Origin of the sequence: Marinilactibacillus psychrotolerans, assembly GCF_900101525.1 — a bacterium.
In the GTDB taxonomy this organism is placed as follows: Bacteria; Bacillota; Bacilli; order Lactobacillales; family Carnobacteriaceae_A; genus Marinilactibacillus; species Marinilactibacillus psychrotolerans.
On sequence record NZ_FMZD01000015.1, the window covers coordinates 45,102 to 60,433 of the forward strand.

Below are 15,332 nucleotides of genomic sequence, written 5' to 3' on the forward strand. Positions count from 1 at the left end.
ATTTGAATGAGTTACCATTATATGCTATCACTTTCCATTCTTTGTTGAAGAAAAAAATATAATAGAACAAAAACGGGAGGGCATTGAGCTCTTCCGTTTTTGTTCTACCTATTACTTTAGAGATAATATCTTTTTTTAAGGCGGTCAAAATGCTATTTATATTCTCGAGTATTAATTTAGCCCGTAAAGCTAAGTATGCATTGATTGAATGAAGCATATGATGATCAAGCAAACTAATTAGATGAAGGTTTCGAAGATCTCTTCGAGTATAAGCTTGTAGGTAAAAGTTACAATTGATTGAAAAGAACAAAACTGCTTGAACGATTAAATGTGGAAGTGAGGTAGAGAGAAAAAGTGATCAGGAGTTTCTCCAACATGGATTCCGCTAATCTCTACATTGGTGATGACTTGAAGAACTTCTACGAAAATCGGATCAGTTCTTCAAGATAAAATATTCAGTTTGAATCAAACAAATGAAACTAAAAACAAAGTATCGTAGAATTCACACAGAGATCTGGACTTGATTATACTTTATATAGATAAAATGAGCTTTAAAAAAAGTATCATCTGTTATAATGTAAGTAATGTATAAAGGAAGACTTATAAATCGGAGGCAAATAATGGAATTAAATCAACGATATAATGGATTTGTTGTTACACATTTAGAAAAAATCCCAGAAGTAAAAGGAACAGTTTATCAAATAAAACATGAAAAGACAGACGCAACGATTGTGTATGTAGAGAATCCTAATGAAGAAAAAGTGTTTTCGATTGGCTTTAGAACACCTTCTAAGGATGATAGTGGAATATTTCATATACTTGAACACGCTGTCTTAAATGGATCAAGAAAATATCCTTTAAAAGATCCTTTTGTAGAACTATTGAAAGGCTCTTTACAGACTTTTTTAAATGCAATGACATTTAGCGAAAAAACAATTTATCCTGTTGCAAGCATGAATGAAGTAGATTTCTCAAATCTCATGGATGTATATTTAGATGCTGTTTTCTTCCCGAACGTTTTAAACAACAAACAAATTTTCCAGCAAGAAGGTTGGAATTTGAAATATAATGAAAGTGAAAGCCGATATGGATTTGAGGGAATTGTCTTCAATGAAATGAAAGGAGCACAATCTTCTTCTCAAAGAAGATTTATACAAGGGCTTGAAGCAGCATTGTACCCAAACACGCCATATGCTACGAATTCAGGAGGAACACCTCTATCTATTTTAGATTTAACTTGGGAACAATTAGTAGAAGCACATCAGACTTATTACCATCCTTCTAACAGTTTTATTTATTTATACGGAGAAATGAATATTGAAGAACAGCTAGATCATCTAGCGGAGTATTTAAATGAATTTAACTATCAAGATATTTCTAATAAACTGATTGATCTTAAAGGGGACTCCTCTCTATCGGAGACTGTAATTGAGTTTCCGATTGCAGAAGATGAAGGTAAGAAAAAACAAGCTTATCTTGGTTACGGAACTAAGTTTTCAATAGAAAATAAATACGAATTATTGTTAGCTTTTGAAATCCTTGATGAAATCTTGTTGCGTGGAAATGATGCACCCTTAAAAAAACGTCTACTCCAAGAAGGAATCGGGAAAAATGTATTTGGATGGTTTGATACTTCTTCTACTATGCCCTCATTTAATATTGGCGTTAGTCAGACCGACGAAGCACAGAAAGATCGTTTTATAAATGAAATTAGTTCTGTATTAGAAAGATTGGTAAATGATGGGATTAATGAAGCGACAGTTCAAGCAGCGATTGCATCAGTAGAATTCCAATTGAGAGAAGGTGATTTTGGATCTTCCCCAGAGGGATTATACTATGGCATCAATGCAACTGAAGCCTGGGTCGCTAGTAGACCAGTTTTTCCTACTTTTAAATATGAAGAAAGCTTTAGTATGATTAAAGAGCAGCTAAATGAAAAATATTTTGAAAATTTAATTGAAAAATATCTATTAAATAATGAGAATAAAACAATTGCTGTAGGTATACCTTCAACTGAAATTGAAAAAGAAGAATATAAAGAAGAGCAAAATAAATTAGAGCAGTTTAAGGCGACTTTGACTGAAGATGATATAGTAGAATTGATTCGAGAAAACGAAAAATTGGTCGCTTTCCAGACTACGATTGATTCTGAAGAAAATAAACGTACATTGCCAAATTTAAAACTAGCAGATATAAGTCAAGAACCAATCGAACTACCTTTAGAAAAAGAAATAGAGAATGAAATAGAGTTCTTATATCATGAATTAGAAACGAACAAACTAGCATACTATAACCTTTATTTTAATGTATCTGCTATAAGTGATAGTGAATTACCTTATTATCGGTTATTCACTACTCTACTAAAAGAATTAGGGACTTCTAAATATACTAGTGAACAATTATCGCAAGAAATTGCTATTAAGGTAGGGCAAATTTCTATTTCTAATCAAGTGTATGCTCCTGATATTGACAAAGCTGTGCATAAAATAAAAGTTGGAGTTAGAACCAAAGAATCTTTAATAAAGGAATCTGTAAGTTTAGTTAACCATATTATGACTGAAACAATCTTTGATGATAAAAATAAAATAAAGGAAACTTTAGGCCGGCTAAGTTCTTCAGTAAAACAATTTTTAGAAAATAGTGGACATGTAGCCGGTATGATGCGGGTGAACAGCCATTCATCCATTTCAGGACATATAACTGAGCAATTAGAAGGAATCAGCTTTTATCGCTTTTTAACCAATCTAGAAGAGAATTTTGATGGTCAGTATGAAAATATAGTGGAACAGATGGAGAACATTGCCCATAAAATCTTCAGTAGAAAAGAATTGACTGTAAGTTTTACAGGAGAAAAGGCTTTATTTAATAGTTTTAAAAAAGAAATATTAACTATAGACTATCCTATATCTGAGTCAGTTAAAGCAATAAATGAATATAAACCAGAAATTAGTAAAGAAGCCTTCACAAATAGTAATTCAGTTGTATATGTTTCAAAAGGATCAAATCTTAATTTAATTGGTGAAGAAGTAAGCGGATATCTTTCTGTTACTAATAGTATATTAAACTTAGAATACCTTTGGGAAAAACTGCGTGTAGTTGGGGGAGCGTATGGGGGTGGAATGTCATTATCTTCCAGTGGTAATATTGTATTTTATTCCTATAGAGATCCCAATATTTCTACTACGTTGAATACGTATGATAAAGTAAGTGATTTTATTCAAAATTTAGAATTGAGTAATTTAGCACTTGAGCGATTTATTATTGGGACTATAGCCAAAATGGATCGGCCAATGAATGCTCGTATGAAAGGAAATGCTTCAGATGCAAATCATTTCCAACTAATAAGTGAAGCTAAACGTAAGCAAAGACGTAAAGAAATTTTAAACACTACACTCAATGATATTAAAACGACTTCTGAGATATTTAATAAATTAAGGTCTTTAGAGTCAACCTGTGTGATAGGAAATGGAAGAATAATAGAAGAGAATTCCGCTGAATTTGACTACAAGGAAGGCTTATTCAAGTAAAAAGATAAAAAGTTGCATAAGGCAACATAATGAAGGTATAATCAATTCTAGTGTAATTGAAACGAGCAATAGTAACTTGAGAAAGGTTGAACGAATTGTTTTAATGATAAGAGGAGAATCGTAGTTATGGAACGATCGGATGATCATCAAGTTATTTCACTCACACCTAGTGCAAAAACTTATTATGGGCGAGCGATGATAGCATATGAAAAAACGAATTTTGAAAGAGCAAAAAACCACTTTAAAACAGGAATTAGTTTAGCTAAGAATGAAGAAGAAAAAATGTTTGGTCATATTCAGCTTGCATTGATTTATCAGCATTCTTTTGAATTTGAAAAATCAGTTGAACTATTTGATTCACTTTTAAATAATCTAATTCAAAGATATCATGAAGTTTATTTTTTTCAAGCAACAAATTATTTGCATTTAAAAGAATACAATAAAGCTCTATCATTATTAGAAAAATATATTGAAGGAAATCATTCAGGTTCTTATAAATTAGAAGCTTTAGAAATGAAGAAAATAATTGAAACGCAATCGAAAGGCATTTGATTGAAAAATTGAAACTTACTAAAAGTAAGAAAAAACACTAGCGTATTGACTAGCATTTCTATTATAATAGAAAGAGAAACAGTTGAAAGGAGTTATTATATGGAAGTCATTGATAAAATATATGACGTAATTGTCATTGGTGCAGGTCCTGGTGGTTTAACTGCTGGACTTTATGCTTCTCGCTCTAACTTAGCTACACTGATGCTCGAGAGAGGCCTTCCAGGCGGACAAATGAATAATACCGCTGAAATTGAAAATTATTCTGGATTTAATAGTATCCTTGGACCAGATCTTTCCACAAAAATGTTTGAAGGTTCACAGCAATTCGGTGCTGAATATGCATATGGAGATGTTCAGGAAATAATTAATGGGGAAGAATATAAAGAAATCGTAACCTCTAATAAAACATTTCGTACACGATCAATTATTGTAGCAACTGGTGCAGAGCATAAGAAACTGGGTGTTACTGGAGAAGCTGAATTTAATGGGCGAGGCGTATCTTATTGTGCCGTCTGTGATGGAGCTTTCTTCAAGCAAAAGCACATTATCGTAGTTGGTGGAGGAGACTCTGCTGTTGAAGAAGGAACCTATTTAACGCAATTTGCTAGTAAAGTAACGATTGTTCATAGAAGAGATTCTCTTCGCGCACAAAAAATTCTCCAAGATAGAGCGTTTAAAAACGATAAAATCGAATTTGTCTGGAACTCTGTTGTAGAAGAAATTGAAGGCGAGAATGCTGTCAATGCTGTGCGCATTAAAAATATCCAAACGGGGGAAACTTCTACTTTAGAAGCAGAAGGTACTTTTATCTATATCGGGTTATTACCTAATTCCGATCAATTCCGATCATTAGAAATTACTGATGAAGAAGGTTGGATTGAAACAGATGAAAATATGGAAACGAACATTCCAGGAATTTTTGCTGTTGGAGATGTGCGCAAAACAGTATTGCGTCAAGTAGCCACAGCTGTTGGAGATGGTTCTGTCGCTGGTAATGCTGCTTACCAATATGTTGAAGAGTTGAAAGAAAAATTGGAAAAACAAAGTGTTTAACTCTAATCGTTAAATGTGTTTGATTTTTAATATGATAAATAAAAAGTATGGTTTTAAGTATCATTAAAGCTTTAGAAAATGTCTAAAGTTTTATGAATCTTAAAACTGTGCTTTTTTATATTGTTAAACAGTCTTAAAATGCGTATAATAAGAGGTGTTATGTAAGCCTTTTATATCAAGTTCATGCATAAAAAAAATAAAAATGGTACAATTAAATCAATATCAAAATAAAATTACTTAAAAGAGAGGTTATATATATGAAGTGGCAAGAAACCTACAATACATGGAAAAATCATTCTAAACTAGATGCAGATATTTTAAAAGATTTAGAAAATATTGAACAAGATGAATCTCAATTAGAAGATGCTTTTTATGCTCCACTTGAATTTGGTACAGCGGGTATGCGAGGGATCATTGGTGCAGGTATTAATCGAATGAATATTTATACTGTGCGTCAAGCAACTGAAGGTCTTGCCTTATTTATTGAGGAAGAACAAGGTGAGCAAGCTAAGAAAAGTGGAGTAGTAATAGCTTACGATTCTCGTCATATGTCTAAAGAATTTGCTATTGAGTCAGCTAGAACTTTAGGTGCTCATGGCATAAAAGCTTATGTATTTGAAAGTTTGCGTCCCACTCCAGAACTTTCTTTCGCAGTACGTCATCTTCAAGCTGCTGCAGGAATTATGATAACCGCTAGTCACAATCCATCTGAATATAATGGCTACAAAGTGTACGGAGAAGATGGCGGGCAATTACCTCCTAAAGAGGCAGACGATTTAACAAGGTATGTAAGAAGTGTGGAAGATATGCTTGCGATTGAAGTTGCTGAAGAATCTGAAATCAAGGAAAATGGCCTCTTAGAAATTATTGGTGAAAATGTTGATAAAGCTTATTTGGATGCAATGGAAAGAGTAACGATTAACCCTGATATGATCGATAGAGTAGCCAATGATTTAACCATAGTATTCACTCCCTTACATGGAACTGGGAAGATGATAGGAGTAAAAGCATTAAAACAAGCTGGATTCCGTAATATTGAACTTGTTCCTGAACAAGCTGAACCAGACCCAGAATTTTCAACCGTTAAATCTCCTAACCCGGAAGATCCGGCTGCATTCGAAAAAGCGATAGAACTTGGATGTAAAATAGATGCCGACATTCTGATTGCGACCGATCCAGATGCTGATCGCCTAGGTATGGCTGTGAGAACAGCTAAGGGTCACTATGAGGTGTTAACCGGGAATCAAATTGCTAGTTTGATGTTAGACTACATTCTGAGAGCTCACCGTGAAACTGGAACTTTACCTCAAAATAGTGTCATAATCAAATCAATTGTATCAAGCGATTTACCAAAATCTATCGCTGAAAAAAGCGGTGTAAAAACAATTGATGTATTAACTGGATTTAAATTTATAGCTGAAAAAATCAAACAATATGAACAAGATTATTCTCATACATTTATGTATGGATTCGAAGAAAGTTATGGTTATCTTGTGCAACCTTTTGTTCGGGATAAGGATGCCATACAAGCATTAATTATGAGTGCTGAAATGGCTGCTTATCATAAAGAAAGAAATTATAGTTGTTTTGATGCTTTACAAGATCTTTATCATGAATATGGTCACTATAAAGAAAAAACTATTTCAATCAAAATGGACGGAATCCAAGGCGCTCAAAAAATCAATGATTTAATGGAAAGATTAAGAAATGATTCACCAAAAAGTTTTGGTGGAATTAAAATTAAAGAAATTGAAGATTTTAAAACGGGTAAACGTATAAACGAGGATGGAATAGAAGAAACAATTGATATGCCATCAGCTGACGTTTTAAAATATCGTTTAGTAGATTCTAGTTGGATAGCAGCGCGTCCTTCTGGTACAGAACCAAAAATTAAATTCTATATTGCTGCTTTTGATGACTCAGGTGTAGCTGTTGAAGAAAAAATTACTGCATTTGAAAAAGCGATACAAAGAATTGTAGAAGATAATTAGATCAACTGTTATTAAAGAAATGAGTATTCAATATTAAAAACAGAGTATCTCTAGGTTTTATAGAGTTGCTCTGTTTTTATCTATTTCTATACAAATTTATATTCAATATAAATTTTATCAAGGTGTATCTCTTTAGGTACATGCAAATGTTTTTTATAATAAGTGAATAAATGGAATCAAAGAAAGGATGCTAATTGCTATGGATAAAAATGTCGGAGAATTAGATAGTACTATACGAATTATTTTTGGAGCGGCTTTAGCGCCATTACTCTTATTTACAAAAGGAATAGGTAAAATAGTAGGAATAGTTGGTATAGCTTTACTGGTATCAGGAAAAACACAAAAATGTGGAATGTATGAAGTGACTGGAAAAAGCACTTTGAAAAGTGATTAGAAAAATTAATGAATGTTCAGCGAAATAGGGAATGATAGGTTAACTTTTTTTGGAACTGCTAATAGAATAGAGAGTTAAAAGGACAATCAAACTAGCGTTTCTTTTCTAGATTTGATTGTCCTTTTAATACTGCTTGAAATTATATAATTCATTAGGAGCATAAATAGGTTAATATTGAGGTAATATTTTTAAATTAATGTATACACAGGCTATACATGACACGCCCGGAATGTTATAATGTAAGGAATGGACAGAATAGAGTGTTAAACTAATGTGGGACTTTTATAGAAAAAGGAGTGTTGAGCTATGGGAGAAAATATTGAACTTGTTATCATTACAGGTATGAGTGGCGCTGGTAAAACCGTTGCCATGCAGAGCTTTGAAGATATGGGGTATTATTGTGTTGATAATATGCCGCCAAATTTACTTCCAACATTCTGGGATTTAGTCAGAGAATCTGGTCATTTTTCAAAGATTGCTTTAGTTATGGATTTAAGAATGCGGGATTTCTTTGAACAAATGAAAGAAACCATTTTGAAAGTTGAAAATAGTCCCCATATTACTACGCGTATTTTGTATTTAGAAGCAACAGAAAAAGAACTTGTTTCTCGATATAAAGAAACTCGTCGTTCACATCCTTTAGCAACAAACGGACGCACAATAGATGGGATAAGAAAAGAAAAAGAGCTGCTTGAAGATATTAAAACGCGAGCTCAAGTTGTGTTGGATACGACAAATTTAACTCCAAGACAATTAAGAGAAAAATTAATTGAAAGTTTTAAAGCAAAAGAAAAAGAAATGTTTCGTGTCGAAATGGTCTCTTTTGGGTTTAAATATGGATTGCCTATTGATGCAGATATTGTGATGGATGTTAGGTTCTTGCCAAACCCTCATTATATCGAAGAATTGAGACCTCAGACTGGTTTAGATAAGAAAGTATATGATTATGTTATGCAGCAGCCTGAAACAGAGCCATTTTACAAAAAATTTGCAGAGCTACTAGATTATTCTTTACCAGGATATAAAAGAGAAGGAAAGAGTAATATTACAATTGCGATTGGTTGTACTGGCGGAAAACATCGTTCTGTAGCCATCGCCGAACGATTAGGTCATAAAGTTGAAGCAGATGGGTATTTAGTTAATATTACTCATCGTGATAAAGACAAAACGAAGGAGTCAACCGTGAGATCATGATAAAAACAAGATTAAAAAAAAGGCGTCCTAAAATTGTTGTGATTGGTGGTGGCACCGGACTTCCAGTTATATTAAAAAGTTTAAAAGAGAAAGAAGCGGATGTTACTGCAGTCGTAACTGTAGCAGACGATGGAGGAAGTAGTGGGGCACTGCGAGAAACCCTCAATGCTGTTCCACCAGGAGACTTAAGAAATGTTTTAATTGCATTGTCAGAAATTCCTCAAGTGCACAAGGATATTTTTCAGTATCGTTTTCAATCTGAGGATCAGTCTTTATCGGGGCATTCGATCGGCAACCTGATTATTTCAGCAACTGCAGATATGAAAGGAAACATTTACGAAGCTATTCAGATTCTAGCAAAAATGATGCTAGTCAAAGGTCATGTATATCCAGCTGCTGAAGAACCACTTGTTTTAAATGCACGGTATATGGATGGAACGACTGCAAAAGGCGAGTCACACATCGCTCAATCTGGCAAATTGATCGATTATGTTGCGTTGTCCTGTGTAGGAGAACCTCATCCAATCAAAGCAAGCAGGAAAGTCGTTTCAGCAATCATGGATGCAGATATGGTTGTTTTAGGCCCAGGTAGTCTATTCACAAGCATCTTACCAAATTTAATGATTCCTGATATAGGAAAAGCAGTTATGGCTACAGAAGCAAACGTCGTATATATCTGTAATATTATGACTCAATTAGGAGAAACTGAAGGGATGTCAGACGCTGATCATATTGACGTACTGCATCGACATTTAGGTGAAAAATTTATAGATATTGCATTAGCGAACATCGGCAAAGTTCCTGCTGAGTATGTAGAAGAAGAACAGTCGACAGAAAATCTGCTCCAAGTAGAACATGATTTCAAAGGTTTGAAAAAAGCAGTGCCACATATTATCTCTGATGATTTTCTAGAGATGAGGAATCATGGTGTTTATCATAATGGTGAAAAAGTAGCTGAAGAGATTTTTAGAACTGCTTTTAACTCTCAACGAGCTTTTAAAAACTTTTAAGAAGAAGTGCTTCAAATGAAGGGAGGGAATGGAATGTCATTTGCAGCTGATGTAAAAAAAGAACTGACCATGCTAGAAGTTCATCCTGAACATGCAAAAGCTGAACTAGCAGCATTAATTAGAATGAATGGGACCTTAAGTATAGTTAATAAAGAATTCTTGTTGAATGTACAAACTGAAAATGCAGCAATTGCAAGACGAATCTATTCTCTAATCAAAGATAATTTTGATGTGGAATCGGAGCTTTTGGTTCGAAAAAAGATGAAATTAAAGAAAAATAATGTGTACATTGTTCGATTGAAAAGTGGCAGTAAACTGATTTTATCGGAACTAGGTATAATGGATGGGATGTTGTATCATGGACATATCCCAAATGAAATTCTGACTAGTAGACAAAAAGCTAAATCTTATCTTAGAGGGGCATTTCTGGCTGGAGGATCTGTCAATAGTCCTGGAACGAGTCGGTATCACCTTGAAATTCATTCTAGCTATGAAGAGCATAATGAAGACATCTGTCAGATGATGCAAGAATTTGAATTGAATGGTCGAACGCATGAAAGAAGAAATGGGTACATTGTTTATTTGAAAGAATCTGAGAAAATAGCAAACTTTTTAGCTTTGATAGGTGCTACAGGGAGTATGTTCAAGTTTGAAGATGTGCGAATTGTAAGAGATATGCGAAACTCGGTCAACCGTCTTGTGAACTGTGAGAATGCGAATATGAATAAGACAATTGATGCAGCCGGTAGACAAATTGAGAATATCAAATTTATTGACCGTATTGTTGGTCTTAACTCTATTCCTGACAAGCTTCAAGAAATTGCCTTATTAAGAGTTGAATACCCCGATATCAGCTTAAAAGAATTAGGAGAACTTGTACCTAATGGGGGCGTTTCTAAATCCGGCGTCAATCATCGATTACGCAAACTAAATCAGATGGCAGAAGAGCTGAAACAGCAGCATGCTTAGGAAGTAAGGATATCCAGCTTTAATAGAATCAGGATATCCTTGTAAAAACAGATAAAATAAAGTAAAATTACAGAGTTGTCAACTCACCATGGTGTAATGGATAACACCTGAGATTCCGGTTCTCAAGCTGGGGGTTCGATTCCCTCTGGTGAGGTAATATAATGCAGAAGTGTTGATATATTAGCACTTCTGTTTTTTTGAATCAATTTTTGAATCCGTGTAGATTAAAAACCGATATGATTTGAGTTTAATAATACGTTAGAGAGGAGAAGTATAATATGGATAAAAAGAAGTTATCTGAAATAACAGGGACTCCAAATTTCCTTTTTTTTGTCATCCTTTTTTTGTCTGCATATATTCAGACAGTAATTAGTGATGTTTTCAGTCTTAATATTTTTTTTAGTATGATTATTTTTATAACACTTATACTGTTATTACATCGAATAACTAAATTGTTATATAAATTGAGTAAATAGTTATTGCTAATGGTGTTAAAATAATAATATCTAATCTTTTATTCCACCTTTAGTGTTTTAGAAAATAATACGGCTCATGCAAAAGAAAACTTTGATACGAGTTATATCGTTAGTGAGCCAAGTGTTTGGATGGCTGAATTTTACGATAATGAAGAAATTAGTGAACATGAACTATCCTTAGAAAAAGAAGCACAAATTGATTCTATCGATCATACCACTAATAAATATAAAAAAATGGGAACACCATTCTAGAATACTTAGATAAAGATTCTAAAGTTATTCTGTTAGAAATAGTAAATAATGAAACCAAAAAGAAAACATCACTAATGCTCATTGAAACCTCTGCTGTAGTGAAAGAAAGCGAAAAAAGTAGTGGTTTAAGTTCTAAAGAAACTGTTGGTAGACGGGTTGTTGAAGCTGTTGCGAATTTTTGAGTATCATCACTTGTTGCATCTATAGCTGCATTTTTTCCAATTCCAACTGGGTGCGTCATTTCTACTTTTTTATATGAGAACTTATGCAAGTACGAGTGTTGCTTTGGGTAAAGCATTAGATACTAATAATAATAGTTGGGTTGGTCTGCATATAAGATGGAAAATCCAAAACTTAAATATGATCAGCAAGGATCACCATACAAAGCGTAATAGTTTTATATAATTCATTAAAGAAAAAGAAACCAAAAAATGTAAATTAAGTTCTGCTCTTTTATTATATTTAAGTATTATCAGTAAAAAAGTACTCTCCTTAGTATATATCTTATACTTCCTATAACTTGGAGAAAGAGTAAATCGTTGTTATATCAGGTTAAATCTTCCTTATAGTTCTTAAAGTTTATTTCATTACGATTCTCTTCTGGTGAGGTAATATAAACTTTCAGACCCTAAAAAATAGGGTCTTTTTTTGAAATCAAGGAAGATTAATCTTTTTTAGTTCTATTTCACTTTGATTGTTTTATGTTAAGATAGAATTGAAAAATTAATTAGATAATAATTACGTATATAGATCAAATAGAAAAAGAAGAGGGTCATGGGTTTAATTACTATTTCATGAAAAGAGGGCAAAGTGAATGCTGAACAGGAGAAGACTATTTAGAGTTAGAATAAAAGGTTTTGAGCAGGCAACTATGATTAATTACGCCAATGAAAAATCTACATATAATATTATATTAATCAATATTAGTGGAAATGGTCTATCTTTTATGAGTCGAAAGAAATTCCCAATATCGAATTATAATAAATATACGTTTATGTTTGAATTAGAAGGTGAAAAATTTGAATTAGAAGGCTATATTGTTAGGAACTCTTTTAAAGAAGAAGATAGATATATCAAATATGGCGTGAAGCTGATTTCTTTATCCACTAAGAAAGAATCAGAACTAATTAGACGAATCAATAGATATCAAAGTAGACATTATAGAGACAATATTTTGGAAGATCAGAGATACTAATTAAAGACTGATTACTTATCACAGCAAGGAGGTTTCGCCTTAGTGTTTAAGTTTATAACCTCCTTTATTATCAAAAAGATAGAAAGTTAAAATTATTGATTAGATGCACAACAGCTAAAATTAAACAGTTAAATAAAAAATAGTGACCCCGAAATATTAGAAGTTAGTCTAATATTTTGGGGTCATTTTAAATTAAAATAGAGTTTGTTTTATATAGTTATACTAATTCTATGACGACCATGTGTGACTGCTAAACTGTATTGTGCAGTTATTGCTAGAAAAGAATGTGCACTTTTACCCTAATACTTCGTTCCTTTTGATAAACTAGAACAGTTAGTTTATTGACTGGAAGGAGAAGAAAAGGTGGATTTTAAAAAAGTGAATAGAATTGCAAAGGTGCACCATTATAAAAAGAAAGGATTCTCAAACGCAAAGATAAGTCGAATGCTCGGCATTCATAGAAATACCGTTAGAAGTGATTTACATAAGAAGCCCAAAGAAGCAATATCTTGGGTTCAATCACTGACCACTCGGGAAAGAAAGCTTGACCCTTATAAAGAAACGATAGTTAATTGGCTTAGTGATGAGCCAGAATTGTCCGCAGCTCAAATTGAAGACTGGCTGAATGAACAATTCAACTACAAAGAAGCGGCTTCAAGTACCATTCGCTCTTATGTCAAAGAGTTAAGGGAAACCTACGGTATCTCAAAATCCTTTACTTATCGTCATTACGAAGCGGTACCTGAACTACCCGCTGGTAAACAAATTCAAGTAGATTTTGGTGAAATCATAGTACAACGTACATTAACCGATAAACGAGTAAAGTTGTATTGTATTGGGTTTGTTCTCTCCCATTCTCGATTCAAATACATTGAATGGCAGGAGAAGCCTTTCACCACCAGAGATGTCATCCGAACTCACGAGAACGCCTTCGATTATTTTGGTGGACGAACAGAAGAAATCGTATATGATCAAGATAAGCTAATGATTGTCAGTGAAAATCATGGAGATATCTTATTTACTAAGCAATTTCAGTCGTATGTATTGGAGAGACAATTTATCGTTCATGTCTGTCGTGCCGCTGATCCAGAATCAAAAGGAAAAGTCGAAGCTGTTATTAAATTTGTTAAATATAACTTTGCGAGAGGACGCCGATTTCGGACAATTAGGTCATGGCAAGAACAATGCGAAGCCTGGTTAGAACGAACGGGCAATTACAAAGTTCATGAGAAAACAAAAAAGAGACCGATAGACGTGTTCACTCTGGAAAAGCCACACCTCATCTCGATCTCTAAGAAACGCATTCTTTCGAATAATGAAAGTATAACAAAGACCATATTGAAAGACAATACGCTTCAATTTCAATCAAATTACTACTCGGTTCCTATAGGAACCTACCAATCAAGAAAAACAACGAAGGTCCGTATAACAACAAGCGACACCCATCTTTACGCGTACGATATGAAGAGCGATCGACTGATTGCCCAACATCCCTTAACAAAAGGAAAAGGCAAGCTAATCAAGGATTCTAATCATGGTCGCGAAAAAGATAAGAGACAAAAACTTGAGCTGCATATCTGTGAAGTACTCCGCAACTTTGAAGAAAAAGAGAAAGCAGCAGTCTTTATTGATCAACTAAAAGTTAAATATCCTAGACACATTAGGGATCAATTACGAGTCATAGAGTCCATCGTAGATAAAAACAGTGATGTGTTGGACCAAGCATTAACCGAATGTCTAGCATTGAAATTGTTCAGTGCCGTCGATTTAAGAGACGTGGCAATAGAGATAGCTCGTCGACATGTCCAGACAGATACTCACTCTGAAAAGAGTGACGAGTTATCCGAAAACTATCAAACAATTACCGCTAGAGAACGTTCTTTTGAGTCATACTTAGAGGTACTAGGAGGCGAACGACAATAGGAACAACAGAGGTACTTCAAGCACAATTCAAGCAATTCCGTATGACCGAAACAGCCCAGGCACTACCTTCGTTCCTTCGGGAAGCGGAACAACAGTCCTGGACGTATCAAGAGCTGCTTGTGGCATTATGTAATCATGAAGAACAGCGTCGAGAAGAAAAGACACGATTAAAGTATTTAAAATGGGCACAATTTCCTTTTGAAAAGTCCTTAGAGGACTTTGATCCTAAAGAATCAGTTTCACTCAGTAAACGACAGATTGATCAGCTTAAAGAATACGATTGGTTAGATCAAATGTTTAATCTCGTTCTCTTAGGTCCACCTGGTGTGGGGAAAACGCATATAGCGATTGGATTAGGATTGGAAGCTATTGAACGAGGCAAACAAGTCACTTTTATCTCGATGGGTGAGTTGATTTCACTGCTCAAAACCGAAGGTTATGTGCGAAAGTCGGCAATTCGCCTCAAACGTATGAGAGAAGCTGATTTAGTCATTATTGATGATATGATGTTTATGGCAATGGAAACAAACGAAGCTAATCTTTTTTTCCAACTCATTAGTGATTTATATGAAAAGAGTTCGATCATCTTAACATCTAATAAAGGCCCAGACAGTTGGGGAAAGATGCTTGGAGATCAAGGGATTGCGACAGCGATCCTTGATCGACTTCTTCATCGTTGTGAAGTGATTCATATGGATGGCGAAAGTCATCGAATGAAACATCGTGAAACAATTTTTGAATAAAAAGTGCACAAAGTCATCTGGCAAAAAGTGCACATTTGTGGTTGACAGTTACA

12 protein-coding genes are annotated in these 15,332 nt (G+C 33.9%); all 12 read left to right on the forward strand.

Annotated elements, in window-relative coordinates; genetic code table 11:
* Positions 1-620 precede the first annotated feature (620 nt).
* The 12 genes from BLT22_RS08765 (at position 621) to istB (ending at position 15,279) form a co-directional block, all read left to right on the forward strand.
* Positions 621-3,527: an insulinase family protein gene (locus BLT22_RS08765; RefSeq protein WP_176935416.1), complete on the forward strand. Its 2,907-nt coding sequence runs from the start codon at positions 621-623 to the stop codon at positions 3,525-3,527.
* Between the two features lie 126 nt (positions 3,528-3,653).
* On the forward strand, positions 3,654-4,079 hold the full coding sequence (locus BLT22_RS08770; RefSeq protein WP_091762553.1) for a tetratricopeptide repeat protein: 426 nt from the start codon (positions 3,654-3,656) through the stop codon (positions 4,077-4,079).
* A gap of 99 nt (positions 4,080-4,178) precedes the next feature.
* On the forward strand, positions 4,179-5,132 hold the full coding sequence (trxB, locus tag BLT22_RS08775) for a thioredoxin-disulfide reductase (RefSeq protein ID WP_087058886.1): 954 nt from the start codon (positions 4,179-4,181) through the stop codon (positions 5,130-5,132).
* A gap of 257 nt (positions 5,133-5,389) precedes the next feature.
* Positions 5,390-7,123 carry a phospho-sugar mutase gene (locus BLT22_RS08780; protein WP_091762555.1) on the forward strand — a complete coding sequence of 578 codons (1,734 nt, stop codon included), beginning with the start codon at positions 5,390-5,392 and terminating at the stop codon, positions 7,121-7,123.
* 199 nt (positions 7,124-7,322) lie between these two features.
* Complete coding sequence (locus BLT22_RS08785) at positions 7,323-7,517, forward strand: YgaP family membrane protein (RefSeq protein ID WP_176935418.1); 195 nt, start codon at positions 7,323-7,325, stop codon at positions 7,515-7,517.
* A gap of 306 nt (positions 7,518-7,823) precedes the next feature.
* Positions 7,824-8,711 (forward strand): RNase adapter RapZ, encoded by an 888-nt coding sequence (rapZ, locus tag BLT22_RS08790; protein ID WP_091762559.1) that lies wholly within the window; start codon positions 7,824-7,826, stop codon positions 8,709-8,711.
* Positions 8,708-9,721, forward strand: coding sequence for a gluconeogenesis factor YvcK family protein (locus BLT22_RS08795; protein WP_371861801.1), 1,014 nt, complete (start codon positions 8,708-8,710; stop codon positions 9,719-9,721). Before rapZ ends, BLT22_RS08795 begins: the two co-directional genes overlap by 4 nt.
* A gap of 33 nt (positions 9,722-9,754) precedes the next feature.
* Positions 9,755-10,690, forward strand: a complete 936-nt coding sequence (gene whiA / locus BLT22_RS08800) for a DNA-binding protein WhiA (RefSeq protein ID WP_091762563.1) — start codon at positions 9,755-9,757, stop codon at positions 10,688-10,690.
* Between the two features lie 605 nt (positions 10,691-11,295).
* The gene (locus BLT22_RS12495; protein WP_256333884.1) at positions 11,296-11,418 is read left to right on the forward strand and encodes a hypothetical protein; all 123 of its coding nucleotides are present in this window, start codon (positions 11,296-11,298) and stop codon (positions 11,416-11,418) included.
* Between the two features lie 814 nt (positions 11,419-12,232).
* A complete protein-coding gene (locus BLT22_RS08810; RefSeq protein ID WP_091762567.1) occupies positions 12,233-12,613 on the forward strand; it encodes a PilZ domain-containing protein in 381 nt (126 codons plus the stop codon).
* Between the two features lie 363 nt (positions 12,614-12,976).
* A complete protein-coding gene (istA, locus tag BLT22_RS08815; RefSeq protein WP_091761491.1) occupies positions 12,977-14,536 on the forward strand; it encodes an IS21 family transposase in 1,560 nt (519 codons plus the stop codon).
* Positions 14,533-15,279, forward strand: a complete 747-nt coding sequence (gene istB, locus BLT22_RS08820; RefSeq protein ID WP_256333880.1) for an IS21-like element helper ATPase IstB — start codon at positions 14,533-14,535, stop codon at positions 15,277-15,279. Before istA ends, istB begins: the two co-directional genes overlap by 4 nt.
* Positions 15,280-15,332 lie beyond the last annotated feature (53 nt).